25 protein-coding genes are annotated in these 21,252 nt (G+C 67.6%); 12 read left to right on the top strand and 13 right to left on the bottom strand.

Annotated features, from left to right (window positions below; genetic code table 11):
- Positions 1-15 precede the first annotated feature (15 nt).
- Entirely contained in the window at positions 16-1,113 is a 1,098-nt protein-coding gene (locus tag ROV95_RS08305; protein ID WP_019662147.1) for a Glu/Leu/Phe/Val dehydrogenase dimerization domain-containing protein, read from the bottom strand.
- 277 nt (positions 1,114-1,390) lie between these two features.
- Here ROV95_RS08305 and ROV95_RS08300 point away from each other — a divergent pair, with 277 nt between their 5' ends.
- Entirely contained in the window at positions 1,391-2,467 is a 1,077-nt protein-coding gene (locus ROV95_RS08300) for an HDOD domain-containing protein (protein ID WP_019662146.1), read from the top strand.
- A 3-nt stretch (positions 2,468-2,470) separates the two neighbouring features.
- Here the strand turns inward: ROV95_RS08300 and ROV95_RS08295 are convergent, their stop codons facing one another.
- From ROV95_RS08295 to ROV95_RS08285, 3 genes are all read right to left on the bottom strand, one after another.
- Positions 2,471-4,063, bottom strand: a complete 1,593-nt coding sequence (locus tag ROV95_RS08295) for a phospholipase D family protein (protein WP_312543937.1) — start codon at positions 4,061-4,063, stop codon at positions 2,471-2,473.
- A gap of 69 nt (positions 4,064-4,132) precedes the next feature.
- Complete coding sequence (locus ROV95_RS08290) at positions 4,133-4,831, bottom strand: RNA pseudouridine synthase (RefSeq protein WP_019662144.1); 699 nt, start codon at positions 4,829-4,831, stop codon at positions 4,133-4,135.
- Positions 4,832-4,878: 47 nt separating this feature from the next.
- A complete protein-coding gene (locus ROV95_RS08285) occupies positions 4,879-5,379 on the bottom strand; it encodes a M48 family metallopeptidase (protein WP_021203991.1) in 501 nt (166 codons plus the stop codon).
- Positions 5,380-5,442: 63 nt separating this feature from the next.
- On the opposite strand from ROV95_RS08285, the gene ROV95_RS08280 reads away from it, so the two are divergent.
- Together ROV95_RS08280 and ROV95_RS08275 are read left to right on the top strand one after the other, a co-directional pair.
- Positions 5,443-6,000: a DUF2058 domain-containing protein gene (locus tag ROV95_RS08280; protein WP_312543935.1), complete on the top strand. Its 558-nt coding sequence runs from the start codon at positions 5,443-5,445 to the stop codon at positions 5,998-6,000.
- 168 nt (positions 6,001-6,168) lie between these two features.
- Positions 6,169-6,435, top strand: a complete 267-nt coding sequence (locus ROV95_RS08275) for a DksA/TraR family C4-type zinc finger protein (protein ID WP_010482865.1) — start codon at positions 6,169-6,171, stop codon at positions 6,433-6,435.
- Between the two features lie 537 nt (positions 6,436-6,972).
- Here the strand turns inward: ROV95_RS08275 and ROV95_RS08270 are convergent.
- Positions 6,973-7,566 carry a mechanosensitive ion channel family protein gene (locus ROV95_RS08270; RefSeq protein ID WP_019662140.1) on the bottom strand — a complete coding sequence of 198 codons (594 nt, stop codon included), beginning with the start codon at positions 7,564-7,566 and terminating at the stop codon, positions 6,973-6,975.
- 35 nt (positions 7,567-7,601) lie between these two features.
- A complete protein-coding gene (locus ROV95_RS08265; RefSeq protein WP_019662139.1) occupies positions 7,602-7,781 on the bottom strand; it encodes a hypothetical protein in 180 nt (59 codons plus the stop codon).
- 124 nt (positions 7,782-7,905) lie between these two features.
- Between ROV95_RS08265 and ROV95_RS08260 the strand changes: the two genes are divergently transcribed.
- From ROV95_RS08260 to ROV95_RS08250, 3 genes are read left to right on the top strand one after another with little or no spacing between them, the layout of a single operon-like run.
- Entirely contained in the window at positions 7,906-8,484 is a 579-nt protein-coding gene (locus ROV95_RS08260) for a sigma-70 family RNA polymerase sigma factor (RefSeq protein WP_019662138.1), read from the top strand.
- The gene (locus ROV95_RS08255; RefSeq protein ID WP_312543934.1) at positions 8,481-9,014 is read left to right on the top strand and encodes a hypothetical protein; all 534 of its coding nucleotides are present in this window, start codon (positions 8,481-8,483) and stop codon (positions 9,012-9,014) included. The genes ROV95_RS08260 and ROV95_RS08255 overlap by 4 nt, the downstream gene beginning before the upstream one ends.
- Before the next feature lie 10 nt (positions 9,015-9,024).
- Positions 9,025-9,906: a DUF4097 family beta strand repeat-containing protein gene (locus ROV95_RS08250; RefSeq protein ID WP_312543933.1), complete on the top strand. Its 882-nt coding sequence runs from the start codon at positions 9,025-9,027 to the stop codon at positions 9,904-9,906.
- 49 nt (positions 9,907-9,955) lie between these two features.
- On the opposite strand, the gene ROV95_RS08245 is transcribed toward ROV95_RS08250, so the two are convergent.
- The 3 genes from ROV95_RS08245 to ROV95_RS08235 form a co-directional block, all read right to left on the bottom strand.
- Positions 9,956-10,138: a hypothetical protein gene (locus ROV95_RS08245; protein ID WP_005410566.1), complete on the bottom strand. Its 183-nt coding sequence runs from the start codon at positions 10,136-10,138 to the stop codon at positions 9,956-9,958.
- Positions 10,139-10,149: 11 nt separating this feature from the next.
- Positions 10,150-10,443, bottom strand: a complete 294-nt coding sequence (locus ROV95_RS08240; protein ID WP_080112561.1) for a YkgJ family cysteine cluster protein — start codon at positions 10,441-10,443, stop codon at positions 10,150-10,152.
- A 228-nt stretch (positions 10,444-10,671) separates the two neighbouring features.
- Positions 10,672-12,033, bottom strand: coding sequence for an Hsp70 family protein (locus ROV95_RS08235; protein WP_312543931.1), 1,362 nt, complete (start codon positions 12,031-12,033; stop codon positions 10,672-10,674).
- 181 nt (positions 12,034-12,214) lie between these two features.
- Here ROV95_RS08235 and ROV95_RS08230 point away from each other — a divergent pair, with 181 nt between their 5' ends.
- A complete protein-coding gene (locus ROV95_RS08230; RefSeq protein ID WP_021204683.1) occupies positions 12,215-12,550 on the top strand; it encodes a zinc ribbon domain-containing protein YjdM in 336 nt (111 codons plus the stop codon).
- A gap of 6 nt (positions 12,551-12,556) precedes the next feature.
- On the opposite strand, the gene ROV95_RS08225 is transcribed toward ROV95_RS08230, so the two are convergent.
- Positions 12,557-13,711 (bottom strand): transglutaminase-like domain-containing protein, encoded by a 1,155-nt coding sequence (locus tag ROV95_RS08225; RefSeq protein WP_058982130.1) that lies wholly within the window; start codon positions 13,709-13,711, stop codon positions 12,557-12,559.
- Between the two features lie 228 nt (positions 13,712-13,939).
- Between ROV95_RS08225 and ROV95_RS08220 the strand changes: the two genes are divergently transcribed.
- The 4 genes from ROV95_RS08220 to ROV95_RS08205 all read left to right on the top strand — a co-directional run bounded on the left by ROV95_RS08220 (position 13,940) and on the right by ROV95_RS08205 (position 16,804).
- On the top strand, positions 13,940-14,542 hold the full coding sequence (locus ROV95_RS08220; protein ID WP_021204685.1) for a hypothetical protein: 603 nt from the start codon (positions 13,940-13,942) through the stop codon (positions 14,540-14,542).
- 49 nt (positions 14,543-14,591) lie between these two features.
- Positions 14,592-14,765 carry an oxidoreductase-like domain-containing protein gene (locus tag ROV95_RS08215; RefSeq protein ID WP_080241960.1) on the top strand — a complete coding sequence of 58 codons (174 nt, stop codon included), beginning with the start codon at positions 14,592-14,594 and terminating at the stop codon, positions 14,763-14,765.
- Entirely contained in the window at positions 14,762-15,379 is a 618-nt protein-coding gene (locus ROV95_RS08210) for a DUF998 domain-containing protein (RefSeq protein ID WP_134734783.1), read from the top strand. The genes ROV95_RS08215 and ROV95_RS08210 overlap by 4 nt, the downstream gene beginning before the upstream one ends.
- Before the next feature lie 78 nt (positions 15,380-15,457).
- Positions 15,458-16,804: an AcvB/VirJ family lysyl-phosphatidylglycerol hydrolase gene (locus ROV95_RS08205; RefSeq protein WP_031270849.1), complete on the top strand. Its 1,347-nt coding sequence runs from the start codon at positions 15,458-15,460 to the stop codon at positions 16,802-16,804.
- Positions 16,805-16,910: 106 nt separating this feature from the next.
- Here the strand turns inward: ROV95_RS08205 and mprF are convergent, their stop codons facing one another.
- Positions 16,911-19,475 carry a bifunctional lysylphosphatidylglycerol flippase/synthetase MprF gene (gene mprF, locus ROV95_RS08200; RefSeq protein WP_312543925.1) on the bottom strand — a complete coding sequence of 855 codons (2,565 nt, stop codon included), beginning with the start codon at positions 19,473-19,475 and terminating at the stop codon, positions 16,911-16,913.
- Between the two features lie 192 nt (positions 19,476-19,667).
- Here mprF and ROV95_RS08195 point away from each other — a divergent pair, with 192 nt between their 5' ends.
- Positions 19,668-20,015, top strand: a complete 348-nt coding sequence (locus tag ROV95_RS08195) for a RidA family protein (protein ID WP_019662128.1) — start codon at positions 19,668-19,670, stop codon at positions 20,013-20,015.
- 152 nt (positions 20,016-20,167) lie between these two features.
- On the opposite strand, the gene rnfB is transcribed toward ROV95_RS08195, so the two are convergent.
- Together rnfB and ROV95_RS08185 are read right to left on the bottom strand one after the other, a co-directional pair.
- Positions 20,168-20,581, bottom strand: coding sequence for an Rnf electron transport complex subunit RnfB (gene rnfB, locus ROV95_RS08190; protein WP_134732212.1), 414 nt, complete (start codon positions 20,579-20,581; stop codon positions 20,168-20,170).
- 25 nt (positions 20,582-20,606) lie between these two features.
- Entirely contained in the window at positions 20,607-21,197 is a 591-nt protein-coding gene (locus tag ROV95_RS08185; protein WP_005418147.1) for an HAD family hydrolase, read from the bottom strand.
- Positions 21,198-21,252: the final 55 nt, after the last annotated feature.

Genomic DNA, 21,252 nt, shown 5'->3' with positions numbered 1-21,252 from the left:
GCGACATCGACGCGCTCAGCCGCCGCGCAGGTTGCCCAGGCGCGGGGTGCTGCGGCCCAGCGGCATCTTCAATTTGCCGATCGACAGGATGCGGCTTTCGGCGATGCGGTCGGCCGCTCGCTGCGGCGCGATGTTCTCGCGCTGCGACAGTTCGAAGATGCGGGTGAGGTTGTGATAGATGCTGCGGATCAGGCGCATCGCGCGTTCGCGGTTGTAGCCGTCGATCTCCAGCGACACGTTCATCACGCCACCAGCATTGACCGCATAGTCCGGCGCATACAGGATGCCGCGCGCATGCAGTTCGTCGCCGATTTCCAGGCTCGACAACTGGTTGTTGGCGGTGCCGCAGATGATCTTTGCCTTGATCCGCGGCAGCGTGTCGGCGTTGATCGCGCCTTCCAGCGCACACGGTGCGAACACATCGGCATTCACTTCATGGATCTCGTCCGGCTTGACCGCTTCAGCGCCGAAGTCGCTGACCGCGCGGTCAACCAGCGCGCTGTCCAGGTCGGTGACATACAGCTTGGCACCGCGGTCACGCAGCAGCTTCACCAGTTCCATCCCGATGTGACCCAGGCCCTGCACCGCGATGCTGGTCTTGCCCACTTCCTCATGGCCGAACTTGAAGCGCATCGACGCCATCAACGCCTGAAGCGCGCCGTAGGCGGTGAACGGGGCCGGATCGCCGGAGCCGCCATGGACCTGGTGCACGCCGGTCACGAACTGGCTCTCCAGGTAGATGTTCTCCATGTCGTTGACATCGGTGCCGACGTCCTCGGCGGTGATGTAGCGTCCGCCCAGCGAATCGACATAGCGGCCGAAGGCACGGAACAGCACTTCGGTCTTGTCCGCTTTGGGGTCGCCGATGATCACCGCCTTGCCGCCACCGACGTTGAGGCCGGCCAGTGCATTCTTGTAGGTCATCGTCCGGCTCAGGCGCAGCGCATCGGCCAGCGCCTCGTCGGTGCTGGCGTAAGGACGCATGCGCACGCCGCCCAGGGCCGGGCCAAGGGTGGTGTTGTGGATGGCGATGATCGCCTTCAGGCCGGCGTCGTGGTTGTGGCAGAACACCACCTGTTCGTGGCCGGTGGTGGCGAGGGTTTCGAATAGCATGGCGTCTCCGATGGCGCGATCAGCGGCGAACTGCAGCGAACGGCCAGTGAACGGTAGGGTCCCAAAACAAAAAAAGCGACGTCGTCGGTGCAGGGGGACGGGTCGCGCGGCGCCATTCTAGTCCATTCCCCCGGCCGGTGCCGTCGACATCGCATGCCTTCCGGTTAAAGAAGATGAAAGTGCGGCCGATGCTGCGACGACGGCGGGTGGCCGGATTCGCGTGAAGAGGCAGGCGGTCAGTGACGGCAAGGGCACCACAACGACAGGGCAGGCGGCGATGACAGCGGCCTGGTGGCGATCACTGCGCGGTTGGCTGGCGCGCTCGACCGGGGCTGCGCCGTCCCGCTTGGCGGCGGTATCGCGACAGGCAGTGGCGGCAGCGGCTGCGAGCCTGCAGGGTGAGGCCCTGCCGTCTGCGGAGATCGCCGCACATCTGCAGCGCGGCCTGCACGCGTTGGCGTTGTACCCACGACTGGCCGGTGAGCCGGCGCCTGTACAGGATCCGGCGTTGGGGGAAGCGGTGGCACGCGCGCTGCAGGACCGCGACTGGGCTACCCGGCAGTTGCCGCGCCGTCCGCAGCTGCTGCCGCAGCTGATCCAGACCGTCAACGACGATGCCGCCTCCGCGCGGGTGATGGCCGCGATCATCGGCCAGGACCCGGTGCTGACCGGCAACCTGCTGCGCATCGCCAACAGCCCCGCCTACAAGGTGCACGAGCGACCCGTGGAAAGCCTGCAGCGGGCAGTGACCCTGGTCGGTACCGAAGGCGTTCGGCAGATCATCAGCGCGGTACTGGTACAGCCGGTGATGCAGATGCAGTGCGATGCGTTCCCGCAGTTCAGCACGATCATCTGGGAGCACGCACTGCTGGCCTCGCGCGCGGCTGCAGACCACGCACGCACGGTTACCTTCGGTGATGCTTTCGCCGCGCAGTGGCTGGGCCTGGTGCAGGGCCTGGGCGCGGCGCTGGTGATGCGCCAGCTGCTGCAGGAAGCCCAGGCACGTGGTGAAACCGTGGAGCCGGCGCTGGCACTGCAGCTGCTTCAGCAGTGGTCGTTACCGCTGGCACAACGGGTGGCGGCTGCCTGGGAGCTGCCCGAGCCGGTGCATCAGGCGCTGTTGCCGGAGGCCGAGGGCCCGCTGGCCGACAGCCTGCGCCTGGCCAGCGCCGCTGCGGCGGCCAGCCTGCTGTGCCGCCATGGGCATGCCAGCCAGAGCCGCATGCTGGCCCTGCTGGAACAGCTGCCTTCGGCACCGCCGCATGCATTGCGCTGGATCTGGCGGCGACTGCATGGGCGCAGCGTGGAAACGCTGGATGATGCCGGGCAGGAAGCCACCGATCCGGGGCGCTGAGCGTTACAGCTGCGATTCCAGCGGTAGCCAGCTGATCACCCGCGACAACCAGCGTTTGCGCGCCGTTGCCCCTGGCTCTTCCTCCGCCCAGTGCGGTGGTGGTTCGCGCTCCAGCCAGCGCAACCGGCGACGGTCGTCCAGCGCCAGCCACCAGCTGTGCCTGGGATCCGCCAGGCGCAGGTACTCGCCGCGCAGCTGTGCACCCAGCAACGGATCGTCGAACAGCACACCCATTTCAGTGTTCAGGTAGGCCGAGCGCGGATCGAGGTTGAATGAGCCGACGAAGCCGCGGCGGTCATCGACCAGGAACGCCTTGGTGTGCAGGCTGGCGCCGCTGCTGCCGAACACGCCCGCATCGCCGGACTGCCCTTGTGCCTTCAGCTCATACAGGTGGACGCCGGCTTCGAGCAACGGCACGCGGTAGCCCATGTAGCCGCCGTGCACCGCGGCGACGTCATTGGCAGCCAGTGAGTTGGTGACCACGCCGACCTGCACGCCCCGCCGGGCCATGGCCGAAAAGCCATCCAGGCCCTCGTTGCCGGGCACGAAGTAGGGCGAGATCAACAGGGCCTTGTGCCGGGCGGCCTGCAGCTCGCTGGTCAGCGTCGAAACCAGCCACGCGCCGCGATCATCGTCGCGGTGCTTCATCGGCGGGTCCGAGACGATGCGCACTGCACGGCTCCAGCGCAATGGCTCGGGACTCGGGCGCTGCCGCCTGCGCGATTCGGCCACGCGCGCAAGGTAGGGCTGGGCCACGTCACGCTGGGCCTCATGGTCCGATTCGCGTATCAGCAGGCGCAGCTGGGCATCGGTATGGAAGGCAAGCGCCGATACCGGAATGGCGGCCTCGCTGTTCCAGTAGTCGTCGAAGATCCGGCTGGCCTGCTCCACGGCAGGGCCGGCGACCAGCAGGTCCAGGTCCTGGAAGTTCACATCGGTGCGCGCGCTGAAGTATTCCTCGCCGATGTTGCGGCCGCCGACGATCGCGACGCGGCCGTCGGCAATCCAGCTCTTGTTGTGCATGCGGTGGTTCACGCTGAAGAACCGTTGCACCATCTCCACCATGCGCAGCAGGCCGGTCCGGTTGCGGAACGGGTTGTAGAGGCGGATTTCAATGTTGGGGTGCCGGTCCAGCGCCATCATCAGGGCGTCCTTGTCCTTGGCGTTCATGTCGTCGAGCAGGATGCGCACGCGCACGCCGCGTTCGGCGGCGTCGTACAACGCCTTGGCCATCAGGTGGCCGATCAGGTCGTCGTGCCAGATGTAGTACTGCAGGTCCAGGCTGCGCCCGGCGTGGGTGGTGATCATCGCGCGCGCGGCGAAGGCATCCATGCCATCGCTGAGGAAGGCCACGCCGGACTGGCCGGGATGGGCCTCCTGCAACGGAACGATCTGCCGGTCGATCCGCGTCTGTACCGGCTGCAGCGGCAGCACGTGCGAGGGCGTGCCCCGTGCCTGCGGGGTGAGATGGTCGGCCAGCAGCAGCCCGGACAGGACCAGCAGCACCAATGTGGCGAGGATGATTGCAGCAACGCGAAGCAGACGTCGCCACAGGGGCTTGGGCAGGCTCATGCGCCGATGGTAGATCCACGCCACGCGTGGATCAAAGGCAGACGGTGCATCGCAGAAGATCCACGCCATGCGTGGATGACAGGGACTTCCCTGTCAGAACCGCTCGTCGCTGCCCAGGTAACGCCACTGCCCCGCAGGCAGCGGTCCCAGTGCCACGCGGCCAATACGCAGCCGACGCACGGCCGTCACCTGCAGGCCGGCCGCGGTGACCGCCACGCGCAGGCCCTTGGCGGTCAGGCCCTTGCCCGCGAAGCGCAGGCGCTGCTCGCTCTGCCAGCTGACCTTGGCACCGCCGGATTCCTGCTGCAGGCGCGCCAGCAGCCATGGGCCACGCTCGGGGCCGCCTTCGGCGACCTCGATCAGGTATTCCTGCTCGGTGCGTCCCAGGTTGCGCTGAAGATGGGCCAGCGTGGCCGGGTCCTGGCTGACCACCACCAGGCCGCTGTCGCTGGCCGGAAGGGCGGCCGCCAGCTGCAGTCCGTGGAAGTGGCGCTGCAGCGGACGGATGTCGCTGGCGTCCAGCTCGCTGCGGCTGTCACTGCTGACCAGCGCGCACAGGGTTTCGGCGGCAACGCCAGCCGGTTTGTGCAGCAGCATGCTGACCCGCTCGGCCTTTTCATCGCTGGCCTGCTCGGCCACCACGATCACCGCGCTGTCATCGACCGGACGCTGCGGCTGTTCCACCACCTCGCCATTGACCGTGACCCAGCCGCCTTCGATGTAGCGCCGCGCTTCGCCGCGCGGGATGCCGAGCAGGGCGGACAGGCGTTTGTCGAGACGGATCGGTTCCATGGCAGGCAGGTCGGGCAGTGGGCGCGCAGTGTAGCTGCTGCGGCCGGTCAGCGCTGGCCGCGGTTGGCCAGCTCGGTCAGGTACAGGCGGGTATCGAATTCCAGCTGCAGGTAATCCGGCTCCATGTGCTGGCACAGCTGATAGAAGGCCTTGTTGTGGTCGGCTTCCTTCAGGTGGGCCAGCTCATGCACCACGATCATGCGCAGGAACGCTGCCGGTGCCTGGCGGAACACGGTGGCGATGCGGATTTCGCGGCTGGCCTTGAGGCGGCCGCCGTGAACGCGCGAGATGGCGGTATGGGTACCCAGCGCGTGCTTGATCACTTCCAGCGTGTTGTCGTAGCAGACCTTGTTGAGCGGCACCGACTTGCGCAGGTAGCGGTCCTTCAGCTCCTGCGTGTAGTCGTACAGCTGGCGGTCGCTGCGCACGGTGTGCGGGTCGGGGTAGCGCTGCTGCAGCCATGGGCCGAGCTTGCCCTGTGCCAGCAGGTCGCTGACCTGGGCGACCAGGGGTTCGGGATAGCCGGTGAGGTACTTCAGGACTGCCATGCAGGGGTGGCGGGGCGTCGGTAGAATGGGGACATCCAAGATTACACGCGGTACGCATCGACCATGGCAAAGCCCAACGCGCTGCAGGAACAATTGCTCAAGGCCGGCCTGGCCAAGAAGTCGCAGGCCAGCGCCGCCGCGCGCGAGCAGGCCAAGGCGCGGCAAGGCAAGGCCGAATCGACGTCGGCCGAGGTCCAGCGCGAGGCTGAGCGTGCCCGCGCCGAGAAGGTCGAGCGCGACCGCGCGCTGGCCGCCGAGCGCAATGCCCAGGCCAGGCAAGCTGAACAGAAGGCGCAGGCGAAGCAGATCATCGCGGCCCATGCCGTGCCCCACAAGGGCGATGACGAGTACCGCTTCAGCGATGGCACGGCGATCCGCACCCTGCTGATCGACCCCAAGCTGCGCAAGGCGCTGTCGGTGGGCGTTCTGGTCATCGTTGCCCATGGTGACGGTTACGCCGTGTTGCCGCGTGCTGCCACCGAAAAGGTGCGTGAACGCGCGCCCGAAGCGATCATCGTCGACCACGGCCAGCCGGGCTCGACCGCCGAGATCTCCACCGGCAACGCCGAGGACGACGCCTACTATGCGCAGTTCCAGGTGCCGGACGACCTGGTCTGGTAAAAAAAAGGGGACGGAGGGGATTAGGTCGCAATCGGATTGATCGAACCCGTGCGCGTTCCACTCAGCTTGCTGAAGCCCCGCCGAGCATGGCTCGGCGCTACAGGAAGGCATTCCTTTTACCGGGGTGTATCGTCCCCATATCAGGCGACACACCTGCGGAGGACGGCCATGGCCACCGGTTGGGCGGGAGACGGCGCGGTCCAGGACCAGATCGACGCCACCGTTGATGATGCGATCGCCCGCGCGCGGCGCCAGCTGCGCGAGGGACCCGGTCTGGAACACTGTGAGGAATGCGACGCGCCGATTCCGTTGGCGCGGCGCCAGGCCGTGCCTGGTGTGCGGCTGTGCGTGGCGTGCCAGCAGGCGCATGACGACGAAGAACAGGCGCATGCCGGCTACAACCGGCGTGGCAGCAAGGACAGCCAGTTGAGGTAAAGGTTGTTGGGCAGGGCTGCACCCTGCACCCGCCGAAGCCTTCAAGCCAAGGCAGCAGCAACAGCAAAAGCTGGCATTCCGTGGGGTGGCGGGGCGGTGTCGGAGTGCGGGGACGCCGCAAGTACGTCCTTGTAGGCTTGGCAGCCGCATCCATGCGGCTGACACCCCGCACTCCGACACCGCCCCACCTCTGACAGATTTCCGCGGCTGTTGGTAGGTGTCGACCTTGGTCGACACATCTGTCAGATATCGAATGAGTCATCCACGGATGGCGTGGATCCACCGTGTCGACCAAGGTCGACACCCACCAGAGCAATGCGTCGTTCCGACAGCTCGCGGAAAACTGTCGAAGGCGGGGTGGGTCCGGTTGAGGGGGCGTGAGCCGCATGGATGCGGCGACCGAGCTTACATGGACGTACTTGCAGCGTCCCCCTCAACCGGACCCACCCCGCCTACCCACGGATAGCCAGCTTCTGCCGTTGACGTTGACGTTGATTCGGCAGGTGCAGGGCTGCAAGCCCTGCCGAACACCGCGCCTCAGCCGTCGCCCTGGATGCCGCCAGGCGCCTGTGCCGGGTCGCGCCAGCGGCGCACGGTGCGCTGGAAGAACAGGTTGTTCGGCAACTGCAGCACCGTGCCCTCGTGGCCGTCGCCGGTTTCCTGCAGCGTGGTGTAGATCAGGTTCACATCGATCACCCGGCCCTTCAGGCCCGGCTTCTCGCCGTTCTCCAGCACCTCGATGTAGTCATGCAGGCGGAACGGGCGCGTGGTGAAGATCAGCAGCGTGCAGAAGATGTTGGAGAGCACGCTCCACGCCGCGAAAAAGGCCACCGCACCCACGGCGGCAAAGCCGGTGAACGCCGTCCACAGTACCGAAGGCGACGCGCCCAGCAGGCTGAGGATGTACAGCAGGGCGCTGAAATAGACCACGAAACTGGTGATCCGCCGGGCGCCCATCGCCATCTCCGGTGGCAGTGTGTAGTGCTCGGCGAAACGCCGGATGAGGCGCCGTGCAAGGACCCTTAGCAGCCACGCGGCCAGCAGGGTCAGCAGGATCTTCACGGCGATACCCACGTCATGCAGCCAGGGGTGGGTCCAGGCGGGGAGATGATCCTTCAGCGACAACATCATGGCGCGACAACAGGTGGCAATAACGGCCCTTGATGTTACCCGGCGCCTGCCGTGGATTCGACTGCCGGTGCCCAGGCCAGGCACACCAGTTCCTGGCGATGCTGCTGCAGGCAGGCGCGGCCACTGTCCGTGCGCAGCTGCAGGGACAGGCCCAATGCCTGCAGCACGACGCAGGCGGCGATCACCAGCACGGCGGCGCAGGCGGGGCTGGACATGACTGGACTCCCGGAGGTGTTTTCTCGAAGACCTTTCATGGATGCAGCCATCGTCGAAAAGGTTGCATGTCCGTGATCGCCGATCACCTCTAAACCTTTTTCCGGGCCGCCGCATCCAAGCGATATGCTCGACACCACCATGCCAGCGCTGCCTGCCGCCAACGACCCCGTCGACGAACCCGCCCTGGTGCGGGCGGCCGCTGCGGGAGACACTGCTGCCTACGAACTGCTGTACCGGCGTCACGCGCCGCGTGTATTCGCTGTGCTGTGGCGGTTGTGTGGCGGCCAGCAGGCACGTGCCGAGGATGCGCTGCAGGAGGCCTTCCTGCAGGCCTGGAAAGCGCTGCCGGGGTTCCGCTTCGAGAGCAGCCTGTCGACCTGGCTGCATCGGCTGGGCGTCAACGCCGCGCTCATGGAGCTGCGTGGCCGGGCGGGCGGGCAGGATCACGACAGTCTGGACGACGTCGACGGGGGCCTGCAGGAACTGGCGGTGCGTGACCGCTGCGCCGGCACCGAGCGCGACCTGGAGCGCGCGCTGTCGACACTGCCACCACGGGCGCGTGCGGTACTGGTGCTGCACGACATCGAAGGCTGGAAACACCAGGAAATCGCCGAGCAGCTGCAGATGGCCGTCGGCAGTTCCAAGGCACAGCTGCATCGTGCGCGCGGCCTGTTGCGCGCACGGCTGGGAGACATGACATGAGTACGCACGAACACGATTTCGATCACGACCTGCTGGCCCGGCTGCGTGCGCTGCCGAATGAGCGCGAAGTGCCCACTGATGGTTGGGCACGCCTGTCTGCCCGGCTGCCGCCGCGTGAACCACAGGCAGCACCTGCGCCAACGGGCAACGTGGTGGCCTTGGCAACGCGTTCGCGGCGCCGCTGGTGGTGGCCGGCCGGCGCTGCCCTGGCTGCCAGCCTGGCGATCTACGCGGTGGCCCCTTGGTGGCATGCGCAGCCGGATACACCGGTGCCGTCCACGCTGCAGTTGCAGGCGGCTGCGATGACCGAGCAGTACCAGCAGGCCGTGGCCTCGCTGCCCGATGGGCGCGCGCCGGAATGGCAGCCGGCCCTGCACGAACTGGATGAAAGCGCGGCGCAGATCCGTGCCGCACTGGCGCAGGACCCGCGCGCGCCGCACCTGCTTGGCCAGCTCAAGCGCACCTATGCGCTGCGGCTGGAACTGACCCGGCAGGCGGCCTATGCCGCCGAGTCCGGCCTGACGACCTGAGGAGACCCCCATGACCCGAACCCTGATTTCCTGCTGTGTCGCACTGCTGCTGTCCCCTGCCGTGGCGCTGGCCGACACCCGCATCGACGAGCGCCACACCTTGGCTGCGGGCGGTCGCATCGAACTGAGCAACGTGGCCGGCAAGGTGACCGTGCGTGGCTGGGACCGCAATGATGTGCAACTCACCGGCACGCTCAGCGATGGCCTGCAGCTGCGCCAGGAAAAGAGCGCCAACCGGGTGCGCTGGGAGATTGAATACCCGCGCCGCAGCAACAATGGTGGCGCGACGCTGGTGCTGAACGTGCCGCGCTCGGTGGAACTGCTGTTGAGCACGGTCAGCGCCAGCCAGGACATCAGTGGCATCGATGTGCGACGGCTGCAGGCCGACACCGTCAGCGGCAGCCTCAGCGCGGCTGGCCGCAGCGGCGACAGCAAACTCAACACGGTCAGTGGCAGCGTCAGTGCACGCCTGCAGACGGCGAAGCTGGACGTAAATACGGTCAGTGGCCGGATCGAGGCCGGCGGCGGCGTGTCAGGTGATATAGGTGCGCAGACAGTATCCGGCCGGGTTGCGGTGGAGGCCGGACGCGTGCAGCGGTTGGCGGTGGAGACCGTCTCGGGCAGCATCGATCTGGCAGCAGCCGGGTTGACGCCCGGTGGCCGCATCAACGTCGAATCGGTCAGTGCCCCGGTCACGCTGAGCCTGCCGCGCACGGTGTCGGCACAGCTGTCGGTGAACAGCTTCAGCGGCTCGATCAACAGCGATGCCGGGCAGGTGGAGCGGCCGCGCTATGGGCCGGGCAGCCATCTCGACACGCGTCTGGGCGGCGGTGATGGAGACATCCGCATCCAGTCGCACTCGGGCAGTGTGAGGGTACGCCTGGATCGCTGAGCGCGGTCCGGCAGGCCGCGGCGGCAGCGCCGCCGCGGTCGGTGCTGGGTCAGCTGGCTTTCTTCAGCGCCCAGGTGGTGCCGAGGACTTCGATCTTGCCACCGGCCTTGCGGAACGCTGCCAGGTCCGAAGCGATCGAATCGCTGCTGACCACGGTGCTGGCGGCCGCGCCCTTGCGTTCGCTGCGGATGCTGTTGCTGGCCTTCGCGGGGGTCTTTGCCTTGCGGGGCATGGTTGCTCCTGTCAGGTGGAAGGGGAGGAAAGCGACCAGGCATCAGCCTGGCGCAGGTAGTCCTGCCGCTCGCGGCGGCAGTCATCGCCGCCCATCGAAAACTGGCGGCAGATCGCCGGGCGCTGCGAATAGATCGTGCAGCGCAGGTGATAGGGATCGATCGCCGCGCACCAGCCTTCCTCGTTGCGCGCCATCACGGCACGGCCGTGGGAGTCGCGTGACAGGAACTGGCCAGGCACGTGGTCGCCGGGCTGCAGCAGCACGGGCAGCCGACAACAGACCGCGTCACAACGGCGGCAGTCGATGGGTGCAGGTGCTGCGTCAGGTTGTAAGGCCACAGGGGCCTGGCGGGTGCCCAAAGCGGGTCTCGATGGCGGCTCAGGTGCTGCGCGGACCATGAACGAGCCAGGAAGGCATGGCCGCTAGGCCCGCAGGCGGGCCAGGCTGCACCGTGGACACACACCGGCGTGGCCAGTGGAAGGTGCAGCGGGGTTCTAGCCGACCAAGAGTAACTTAGACCGCGTAACGTTTTGTTAATCCGGGCTGGCTGCCGCCAGTGCCAGGCCCTGGACCACGCCCAGCGAGGGCTCGCCGTGGACCATGCGGGCGCCCGGGAAGGCCTCGGCCACGGCCTGGCGCAGGTAGCCGGCGCGGGACATGCCGCCGGTCAGGAACACCGCATCCGGGTCGCCGCCAATGTCGCTGCGGACCTGGGCCAGCAGTTCCCGGATCTGTTCCAGGTAGCCGTGAGCGGCAGCGGCCAGGCCGGCGGCGCTGCTGTCGGCATGCAGGTCGCGGGCAATGTAGTCAAGCGTGCTGCGGTGCTCGCTGGCGGCACTGAGGGTGATCTTCGCGCGTTCCACATCGCGGTACAGGCGGGCGGTATTGCCGGTGTCCTGCAGGGCCTGCAGGCGCGCGCGCCACGGATCGTCGACGTGATCGTATTTGTGCTGGCGGAAGTCACGCTGGCGGGTCATGTCCTGCACCGTGGCCGCTTCCACGTAGTGGTGGGCGGGCACGCGGGTGATGCCGCGGCCGAACAGCGGCATGTAGCTGGACAGGCTCAGCGCCAGGTCGATGTCGGTACCGCCGCGGGCAATACCCCACGCGCGGTGGATGCGTGGCGCAGCATCGCCGCCGACTTCGGCATGCGCGATGTCAGTGGTACCGCCACCGATGTCGACGATCACCGCCCGGTGCCGCTCGCGGCTTTCGGCGTGGTAATGCATGGCCGCCGCGGCCGGTTCCTCGAGGAAATCGATCTGGTCGAAGCCGGCCTGGGTGGCGGCCTCGCGCAGGATGTCCAGCGCCTGGTCGTTGCCGGCCGCGCCGATCGAGCTGCGGAACTGCACCGGGCGGCCGAGCAGGGCGGCACGCAGCGGCTGGCCGAGCTGGGCGCTGGCAGTCAGGCGGATGTGCTCGAGGATGTGCGCGGCGATGCCGGTGATGGTCTGCTTGGCGCGCGGGTGCAGGTTGTAGCCGAGCATCGACTTCGGGCTCTGCACCAGGTTGCCTTCGTGTTCCTCGAAATAGGCTTCCAGCGCGTCATCGCCATAGACCGCGTTCTGCAGCAGGTCGCTGGCGCTGCGTTCCTTGCCGGCGCGCGCTTCCATCCACTCCCGTCGCAGTGCGCGCAGGGCTTCGCGGCGCAGTGCCTGTGGCGTGCGTTCCTGGCCGGCGGCGCGGGCCGCGCGCGCAGCGCTGTCGATCATCTGCTGCAGCTGGTGTTCCTGCCCATCATCGAGCTGGAAGTCATCCGGGTCGGGCACCACGCCGGGGAAGTACACGCTGGTGCGGAACTGTTCGGCGTCGCCGAAGCGGATCGGCAGCAGCTTTCCCTCATGCACGATGGCGGCGGCGGAGTTGCTGGTACCGAAGTCGATGCCGAGGCGCATGGGAGGTTCCGGGGTCGATCAGGGGCCGCGCACTCTGCTGCAGTTCGCCGCCGACTGCAAGTTCCGGGGGCGTGCCGTTGTGTGTCGGGCCAGGTGCGCAGCCCGGGGCCTGCCTGGAAAAGGGGCAGGGAAGCCAGGCGGTTACAATGGCGGCTGTTGATTCACTTTGAGGTACTTGCTGATGTCTTCTGCCCCCGCCTGCCCGCAGTGCACCCTGGAAAACACCTACGCCGATGGTGCGCTCTGGATCTGCGCCGACTGCGGCTTCGAATGGACCCCCGAAGAAAGCGCGGGCTCCACCCTGGTCGTGCGTGACAGCAACGGCAATACCCTGCAGGCCGGCGACACCGTCACCGTAATCAAGGACCTGAAAGTGAAGGGCTCCTCGATCCCGCTCAAGCAGGGCACCGTGATCCGCAACATCCGCCTGGTCGAAGATGATGCCGAGCACATCGAAGGCAACTCGGACAAGATCAAGGGCCTGGTCCTGAAGACCTGCTTCCTCAAGAAGGCCTGATCGCCTTCAGCGCCTGGCCTGCTGCTGCGCGCGCCAGCGGGCCAGGCTGTCCAGCTTGGCCTGGTAGCGCGCCTGCTCCGGCGCGCCCCCCAGTTCCCGTGCACGCAGCAGTTCATGATCGGCGCGCTTGAGCTGGCCAGCCAGGAAATAGGCGCGTGCCAGCCCGAAGTGGAACTGATGCGCGGTGTCGTACAGGCGCACGGCCTGCCGGTAATGGCGGATCGCCTCGTCCAGTTGGCCGGCGCGTTCGGCCTTGGCGCCGAACATGTACTGCGCGAACGGGTCTTCGCGCTGCACCGACTTCAGCCGGCGCTCAAGTGACTGCGCCTGTGCGGTCAAGCCCAGGCTGCGGAACAGCGCAGAGGCATTGGTCAGTGCGGCATCCTGGCGGCCATCCAGCTGCAGCGATCGGTCCAGCGCCTGCCGCGCCGCCTCGGTGTTGCCTTCGCGGTGGGCGAGTACGCCGAGGTTGTTCCACACCGGAGCGAAGCCGCTGTCCTGGCCCAGGGAAGCGTCGAAGAACGCACGCGCGCCGCCGAAGTCACCGTCGGCGAGGCGCTCCGCACCCCGGTTGTTGTAGAAATGCGCCAATGCCCGCGCACGGCTGACCGGAACCGGCCCACGGCGGTCATAGAGCACGTTGCGATCCAGATCGACGGTACCGAAACGCCCGCCGACGTCGACACCGGCGTTGACGTGGCCGACGCTGTAGACCACGCCCGCGTCCTGGTCCTGGTACCAGGACACTACCTGCCCCACTTCCTGCACGCGCGCCTGGATGCCCGCCTCCCGCGCAAGCGTCACGAACAACAGGGTGAAGGCCAGGCAGTTGGCGCGGCGGTGCTGCCAGATATCGCTGACGGTGTAGGTCGCATTGGCGTCGTACTGCAGGTCCAGCCCGTGCTGGCCGAAGATCATCTCCACGAGCGCCTGCAACCGCTGGTCGCGGGAGTAGCTGCGCTGGATCACCTGCTTCTGGAGCATCGCACGCAGGTCTGCGGGAATGGCGAACACTTCTTCCGGGGTCGGCACGCGTACGGCTGACACGGTGATGGTCGGGGTCGTCACCACATCGGCGGGCGGTGCCTGGCCTGCGCCGAAGGCAGGAGCACAGAAGGCCAGCAGCGAAAGGGTGAGGCAATGGGCGGCAGAACGGTACATGACGGTTCCCGGCAGCGGCGGGCGCTCCCGCCTGTGGCGAGTGTATTCCCATGGATGTCAGGCTGCAGCGACCGTTGGTCGGCGCCGCGGTCATCCACAACCGATGTGGACCAGCGCTCGACAAAGCTGTGGACAACTGGCTCCGGGCCCCGCCCGGCAAGCGTTGTGAGTGCGTGGTGAAAAAACCGCCAGCTTGCCCGGCGCCGGCACAGGCGGGATGATCCGGGCATGGACTTCTCACCGCTGACGCTTGCCCCGGCGCAGTGGCAGGCGCTGCAGGACAGCTATGCAACGCCGCCACGGGCCTACCACCACTTCGGCCATGTACGCGCCGTGCTGCAGCACTGCCAGGAGGTGGCCGACGGCCCTGGCTGGACCCAGCCGGCCGAGATCTATCTGGCCGTGCTCTACCACGATGCGATCTACCACGCGGGGCGCAAGGACAACGAGGCCCGTTCGGCGCAGCTGGCCCTGCAGGCGATCGCACAGGCACCGGAGCTGGCCGCAGTGGATGCCGCACGCGTCGGGCAGTTGATCCTGCTGACCGCCCGCCATGGTGAGCTGGGTCCGCAGGATGTGGATGCCGAGGCGGCGCTGTTCCTGGACTGCGACATGGCGATCCTGGCCGCGCCGGAGCCGGTGTTTGCCGCCTATGACCGTGGCGTGGCCGACGAATACAAGGGCGTGGTGCCGGGCTTCCTGTACCGCGCCGGCCGCCGTCGGTTCCTGCAGGGCCTGCTGCGGGCGCCGCGGATTTTCCTCAGTGACTTCTTCCACCAACGGCTGGATGCGGCCGCTCGGGAGAACCTGCGCCGACAGCTGGCCCGCTGAGCCAGCCCGGTACACTGGGGCCTGCTTCCACTGATCGTCGCTTCCGACCGTGTCCGTCCCTGATCCCGATCCACGCCCGCTACCACCGGAAGAACCCGGTCCCAACGAATGCTGCGGCAGCGGCTGCCCGCTGTGCGTGCTGGACCTGTACTCCGAGGAGCTGCAGCGTTACCGCAAGGCGTTGGCCGAATGGAAGACGCGGCATCCTGAGGACGCAGCATGAGCCGTGCGCGTCCGGTGGCGGTGCTGGCACTGGTGGCGCTGCTGCTGTTCGTGGCAACCGCGCTGTGGACCCAGGTTGCGCGCAGTGATCTGGACTGGGTGCGGGCGACGTTGAGCCTGTATCTGCACGGGCCGTGGGGGCTGGCGTTGCGCGCTGCCTACTGCGTGCTGGCGCTGGCCATTGCGGCACTCGGCGTTGCGCTGTATCGCGGCAGCATCGGCCCACGGCGCAGTGCGGCCGCCCCGCTGTTGTTCACGGTTTCCGCCCTGGGCCTGGCGACGGTGGCGATCGGCGACAGTTGGCTGCCTGAAGCGACCCCGTTGCTGGCGCCGTTCATCCACGGGCTGGCAGCCAACACGGCGTTCCTGTGTGCCAGCGTCGGCATGCTGCTGCAGGCGTGGTACCTGCGCCGGGAACCGGGTTGGCAGCCCGCCGCTGACCTGCTCTGGGGCTGGGCATGGCTGGCCTTCGTGCTGCTGTGGCTGCACGTGCTCTGGCGCGCTGGGCCACCGCGCGGGCTCGGACAGAAAGTGGTGATCGCAGTGATCGTCGGCTGGCTTCTGTACCTGGCGACGGCCCTGTATCGTCGCAGCCGCCAGGCCGCGGCCGACTGAATCCCCAACGGCCTGCGCCGGTACGTGCCGTGCACGCGGCGGCGGCGTATCGTGTGCGCATTCCATCGGGGATGCGACATGAAGCGTGCAGGGCTGGGCAGGGCAATGGGTGTGGTATTGGCGCTGGCCACGCTGCCGGCAACGGCGGCGGTGACCCCGCAGCAGTTCAGCCATGGGCGGTTCGAGCAGATTCCGGTGCACATGCCGGCCGGCACGCCGCAACGGGTGGTGATCTGGTTCCACGAACCCACTGCCGGCGGTGACACCAGCCGCCTGCCGATCGAGGCCCTGCGTGCCGACGGCGCGCTGGTGGCGGCAGTGGACATTGCGCATCTGCGCGGTGTGCTCAAGCGCGAGGGTGACCCGACCTGTTCGTTCGGTTCCGGTGACGTCGAGAATTTCTCGCGCTGGCTGCAGGCCTCGCTGCATCTGCCCGGCTACCACCTGCCGCTCGTCGGCGGTGATGGCGAAGGTGCCGAAATGGCCTACGCGCTGGCAGCGCAGGCCGACACCCAGGTTTTCGCCGGTGTGCTGACCACCGGCTTCTGCCCGGACCACAGCCACCAGCGCATGGTCTGCGGCGATGGCGTGAAGCGCGACAGGCTGCAGCCGGCCGAACTGAATTTTCCGTGGTTGAGTGCGGCAGGTGACAACGGCTGCAGGGCGGGCCAGGCCAGCCGGTTCGTACAGCAGGTGGCCATGGCGCGTGAGTTCAAGCGCACTGCGCGCGGTGATGCATCACCGGGCCTGGTGGCGGCGGCGCGGGTGATTGGCGCGCAGGCTGGCGTCAGCCTGGCACCGCCGCCTGCTGCACTGAAGGGCCTGCCGGTGGTGGAAATGCCGGCGGCCACCAGCGGCGATACGCTGGCGGTGTTCGTCTCCGGTGACGGTGGCTGGGCGGGCCTGGACAAGAACGTGGCGTCGTCACTCAACGCGCATGGCGTGGCGGTGGTGGGCATCGACTCGCTGCGCTACTTCTGGAGCCAGCGCACACCGAAGGGCTTTGCCGGCGACCTGCAGAAGATCATCGACCACTACCGCCAGCAGTGGCACCGAGACAAGGTGATGCTGATTGGTTTCTCGCAGGGTGCCGATGTGTTGCCTGCCACCATCAACCAGCTCGATGCCGGTACCCGTGAGGGGCTGGAGCGCATCGTGCTGCTATCCGTGGGCAGGAAGGCCGACTTCGAATTCCATGTCAGCAACTGGCTGGGCGGTGGCGGCGATGGCTTGCCGATCGCCCCGGAAGTGGCCAGGCTGCCGGCAGAAAAAACGCTGTGCGTGTTCGGCGACAAGGATGAGGACGCATTGTGCCCGGACCTGCCGGCCAATGACGGGGTGAGGAAGGTGAAGCTGCCGGGTGATCACCATTTCGGGGGGGACTACGATCGCTTGGCCGAAGTGATCCTCAAGGGCGGTATGTAGCGCTTGGCAGGCGCCGACCTTGGTCGGCGCTGGGGTTGCATGTCGACCAAGGTCGACACCTACCGAGCAGCGGGTAGCGTCGAGCCATGCCCGACGCATCGCGGCTTCAGTTCCGCCGCGGATCCAGCGAGATCAGGCGCGTGGCATCCAGCAGCGCGGCCGGCAGATGCATGCCGCCGGGCGCCGCGAGATAGCGTGGCCGCCACTGCGGATCGAACTTCGACTTGAAGCGGCGCAGGCCACTGAAGCCATAGAAGCGTTCGCCATGCCGCGCCAGCAGGCCGGCCAGGCGGTTCCAGCGACCGGCCAGCCGATGCTGGGCCAGCCCGGACAACGGCGCCATGCCCAGCGAGAACCGCGCATAGCCCTGCGCGCGGCCCCACAGGAACAATTCGATGAAGAGAAAGTCCATCGTCCCCTTCGGCGCTTCGTTGACGTGGCGCATCAGGTCCACCGACAGCTCGGCACCGGCCGGTGCCTGCCACAGGTTGGCGAATGCCACGATCTGGCCCTCGGCTTCGACCAGTGCCACCGGGAAGCGCACCAGGTAATCCGGGTCGTAGCTGCCCAGCGAAAAGCCCTTCTCATCGCCGGCCTTGTCCTCCAGCCATGCGTTGGAGATCGCATGCAGACGTGGCAGCAGGCCGGGAACCTCCTCCTCCGGTGCCACGCGGAACGACAGGCCGCCGCGCCTGCCGCGGTTCCAGGCCTGGCGCAGATCGGCGCGTTCGCGGCCTTCCAGCCCAAAATCGTGCAGCGGCACGATCGCTTCCTCGCCCAACTTGACCAGGCCCAGGCCGAGGTCGAGATAGGTCTGCCAGTAGGTCTCGCCCACCTGGTAGAACACCGGGCGCAGGCCGAGCCGGTCGGCTTCTTCGCGGAAGCGCCAGATGAGTGCACGGGCCACGTCCGGCGGGCCGACCGGATCACCCATCGCGATCAGCGAACCGCCATAGCGCTGCATCATCACGAAGCCCTGTTTCGCATCATCGCGCAGCACCGCCTTGTCGGCGGTCAGTACCAGGCAGGCCTGGGTATCGGTGGCCCCGGCCAGCACCGGTGCCAGCGACTGCAACGTGGCCTCGTCAGCGGCCGGCAGCGGGCTGCGCGTACTGTGCAGCAGGCGGGCCAGGCCGAACATCACCAGCGCGATCGCCACCACCAGCAACGCACGCAGTGCGCGCGGTGCGTTGCCGGACAACGCGAACTGCCACCACAGCTCGTTCTGGTATTCGACATGGCTGTAGGTGAAGAACAGCAGCCAGGTGACCGCGACCAGCACCAGACCCAGATTGCGCAGCCACGGCCACGACCAGGCTTCATCCAGCAGCGCGCCCTGGCGGTAGAACTCGCGGCGTGCAGCCCACAAGGCCATCGCCACCAGCACCGCCGAGACGGCGATCAATGGTTGCCCGCCGCGCAGCCACAGCGGCAACGGGGTGACAACGCACACCGCCATCGCCAGCACCCACGCGGCGTGGCTGCGCCGGGCCAGGCCCTGGCCGATCAGCAGCAGCGCGACGCCACTGAGGCTGCCGATCAGGTGTGAGGTTTCCAGGATCGGCAGCGAGGCGTTCACCAGGTGACGGCGTGGCGTCGGCAGCGTGCCGTCGATGACCAGCGCGGCGCCGATGCTGAACACCGCCAGTGCGATGATCTGCGGCAGCCACGGGCGCAGCGCGTTCCAGCCGGCACGGGTTGCCCCTGCGCTGGCCTGCAGCGGCTGACGCAGGGCCGGCGCAAGGGCGAGCAGGGTGGCCAGCACCAGCGGCAGCACGTAGTAGGTGACGCGGTAGATCAGTGCTGCCGCCAGCACCGCTGCCGGTGCCACCTGCGGCAACAGCTTCAGCAGGCTCCACTCGAACACACCCAGGCCTGCGGGCACGGTGGAGACCAGGCCGGCCAGCACTGCCACCAGGTAGAGGCCGACGAAGCCCGGCAGGCCGGTTGGCGTGGAGTCCGGCAGCAGCACGTAGAACGCGGCACTGGCCAGCACCAGCTCGATGACGCTGAGTACGGTGACACCGATCATGGTGCGGCGATCGGGCAGCCACAAGGCGTGACCGAGCACACTGAACTGCCGTCCGTCGCGGCCGACCAGCAGCACGGTGCCGAGATAGGCGAGCAGGGCAATGATGCCGACGATGCGCACGGCATCGGGATTCAATGGCAATGCCAACGCTGCCGCGGCGGGTTCCATGCATAGGGCCACGCTGATCAACAGCCATGCACCGAATACGAAACCGAGCGTGCTCATCAGCACCACCTGGCCGATCTGCGCCAGATCCAGGCCGGCGCCGCGGTAGCCGCGCAGGCGCACCGCGCCACCGGTCAACGCGGCAAAGCCCACGGTCTGGCCCAACGTGTGCGCAAGGAACGCGGTGATGCCGACGCGCGCGGGGTGCACGCGGATGCCGCTGCGACGCAGGCCGATGGCATCGAAGCCGATCAGGCAGGCGTAACTGGCCAGGCCGAGTACCACGGTGAGCGCGATCTGCGTGCCGCTGAGCTGCCGGAACGCCTGGCGGATCGCACGATAGCCGTGCTCGTCGAACTCATTGGCCAGGCCGTGCAGGGCCAGGGCGAGGATCAGCAGCGGGATGACGATGGTGGCAACCCGCTTCCAGGTTGGCGTGGAAGGGGCAGTGGTGGAATCGACGGGGGCGGTCATCGGCGCAAGGGTGCGGCAGTAGGGGCGAGGGCGGTGTCAACGCGGGCGTGGCGCATCGTGCGCCTGTCATCGTCATTTGACCAGTGGGACCGTCGGAGCCCGGTAATGACGTATCGCGGAGGGCACCCGTGCACCCACCGTCGACCGGTTTGGAGGACAATGCAGGCCTGATCAACCGCAGGAGCCATGCCCATGATGGAGCGTTACGACGTCGGACCGCGCATGTCCGAAATGACCGTATACAACAAGGTCGCCTACCTCTCCGGCCAGATTCCGGAGGACACCAGCCAGGACATCACCGGCCAGACCCGGCAGGTGCTGGCGGAGATCGACAAGCTGCTGGCGCTGGTCGCCAGTGACCGCCAGCACGTGCTGCGTGCGGAGATCTTCCTGGCCGACATGGCCGACTTCGACGGCATGAACAAGGCATGGGACGAATGGGTGGTTGAAGGCGCGACCCCGGCACGTGCCACGGTCGAGGCCAAGCTGGCCCACGCCGACTGGAAGGTCGAGATCGTGGTGACGGCGGCAGTACCGTAACGGCAGGCAAGGTCACCTCCCACCAGGGAGGGGGTAGAGTCGACTGTTGGCCGACTATCGCGCGCAGCGCGCGGTTTTGCGCCGCCGGAACGAAGAGCAGTCGACTAACAGTCGACTCTACCCCGCCGCTTCACTGCCGGTTGGTCCGTTGGCTACGCTGGCACCAGCTCGATGCAGTCCACCGGGCATGGCGGGATGCACAGCTCGCAGCCGGTGCACAGGTCGGCGATGACCGTGTGCATGTACTTGGCGCCGCCGACGATGGCGTCCACCGGGCAGGCCTGGATGCACTTGGTGCAGCCGATGCAGTCGGCTTCCACGATCAGCGCCACCTGCGGCGCCTTGTGCTCGCCGCGCGATCGATCGAAGGGAATGGCAGGTACTCCGAGCACCTGCGCCAGTGCGCGCGCGCCGGTATCTCCGCCCGGCGGGCAGCGGTCCACGCCTGCCTCGCCGCGCGCCATCGCCTGCGCATACGGGCGGCAACCGTCGTAGCCGCATTGCCCGCATTGGGTCTGCGGCAGCAGGCGGTCGAGGCGTTCGGTCAGGGGCGGGATCAGGCTCATGCGTGGCGAAGGCTGCGCGTTGGGGTCATTTCAGGGGTTTGCCACGGAACCAGCGCTCGTGGGCCAGGGCCAGCATCGGCTTGTCTTCGGAACTGTCACCGTAGGCATGGATGCGCACGTAGCGCGACAGGTCGAACTGGCGACGGATGTGCTCAACCTTGCGCGGGCCACAGTCGCCACCGGCATAACGGCCTGTGAGGCGGCCGTCCTGGCTCTCCAGCCGGTTGCAGATCAACTGCAGGCCCAGCTGCTCGCACCATGGCCGCAGGTACAGGTCCAGCGAACCGGACACGATCACCACGGTGTGCTGCTGTTCCTTGTGCCAGCGGATCTGCTCCAGCATTTCCGGGCGTACCACGTCGGGCAGGAACTCACGCGAGAAGCCGGCCGCCAGCGTGGCGATGTCATCGCTGTGGCGGTCACTGAAGGTCAAACGGGTGACGCGTGCGCGGATGCGTTCGGCCGAGATCAGTTTCAGCCTGTACGCGGCCAGCCACGGGCCGACCTTCCACCACGCCTGCGCCAGCTGTTCGGCGGTGGCCACGCGGCGCAGGAAGCGGCCATAGGTATCGCAGGTGGTCACGGTGTGGTCGAAGTCGAACAGCGCCAGTTCCATTCCGTTGCCTCCCATCGCGTGCCCCGTGGCCGGTGCTGCCGGCGGGCGCGGCGGT

The organism is Stenotrophomonas maltophilia group sp. msm1 (assembly GCF_032025805.1).
GTDB classification, from domain to species: Bacteria; Pseudomonadota; Gammaproteobacteria; order Xanthomonadales; family Xanthomonadaceae; genus Stenotrophomonas; species Stenotrophomonas hibiscicola.
Note: the sequence above shows the minus strand (reverse complement) of the source record. Positions and strands in the feature narration are given on the sequence as shown.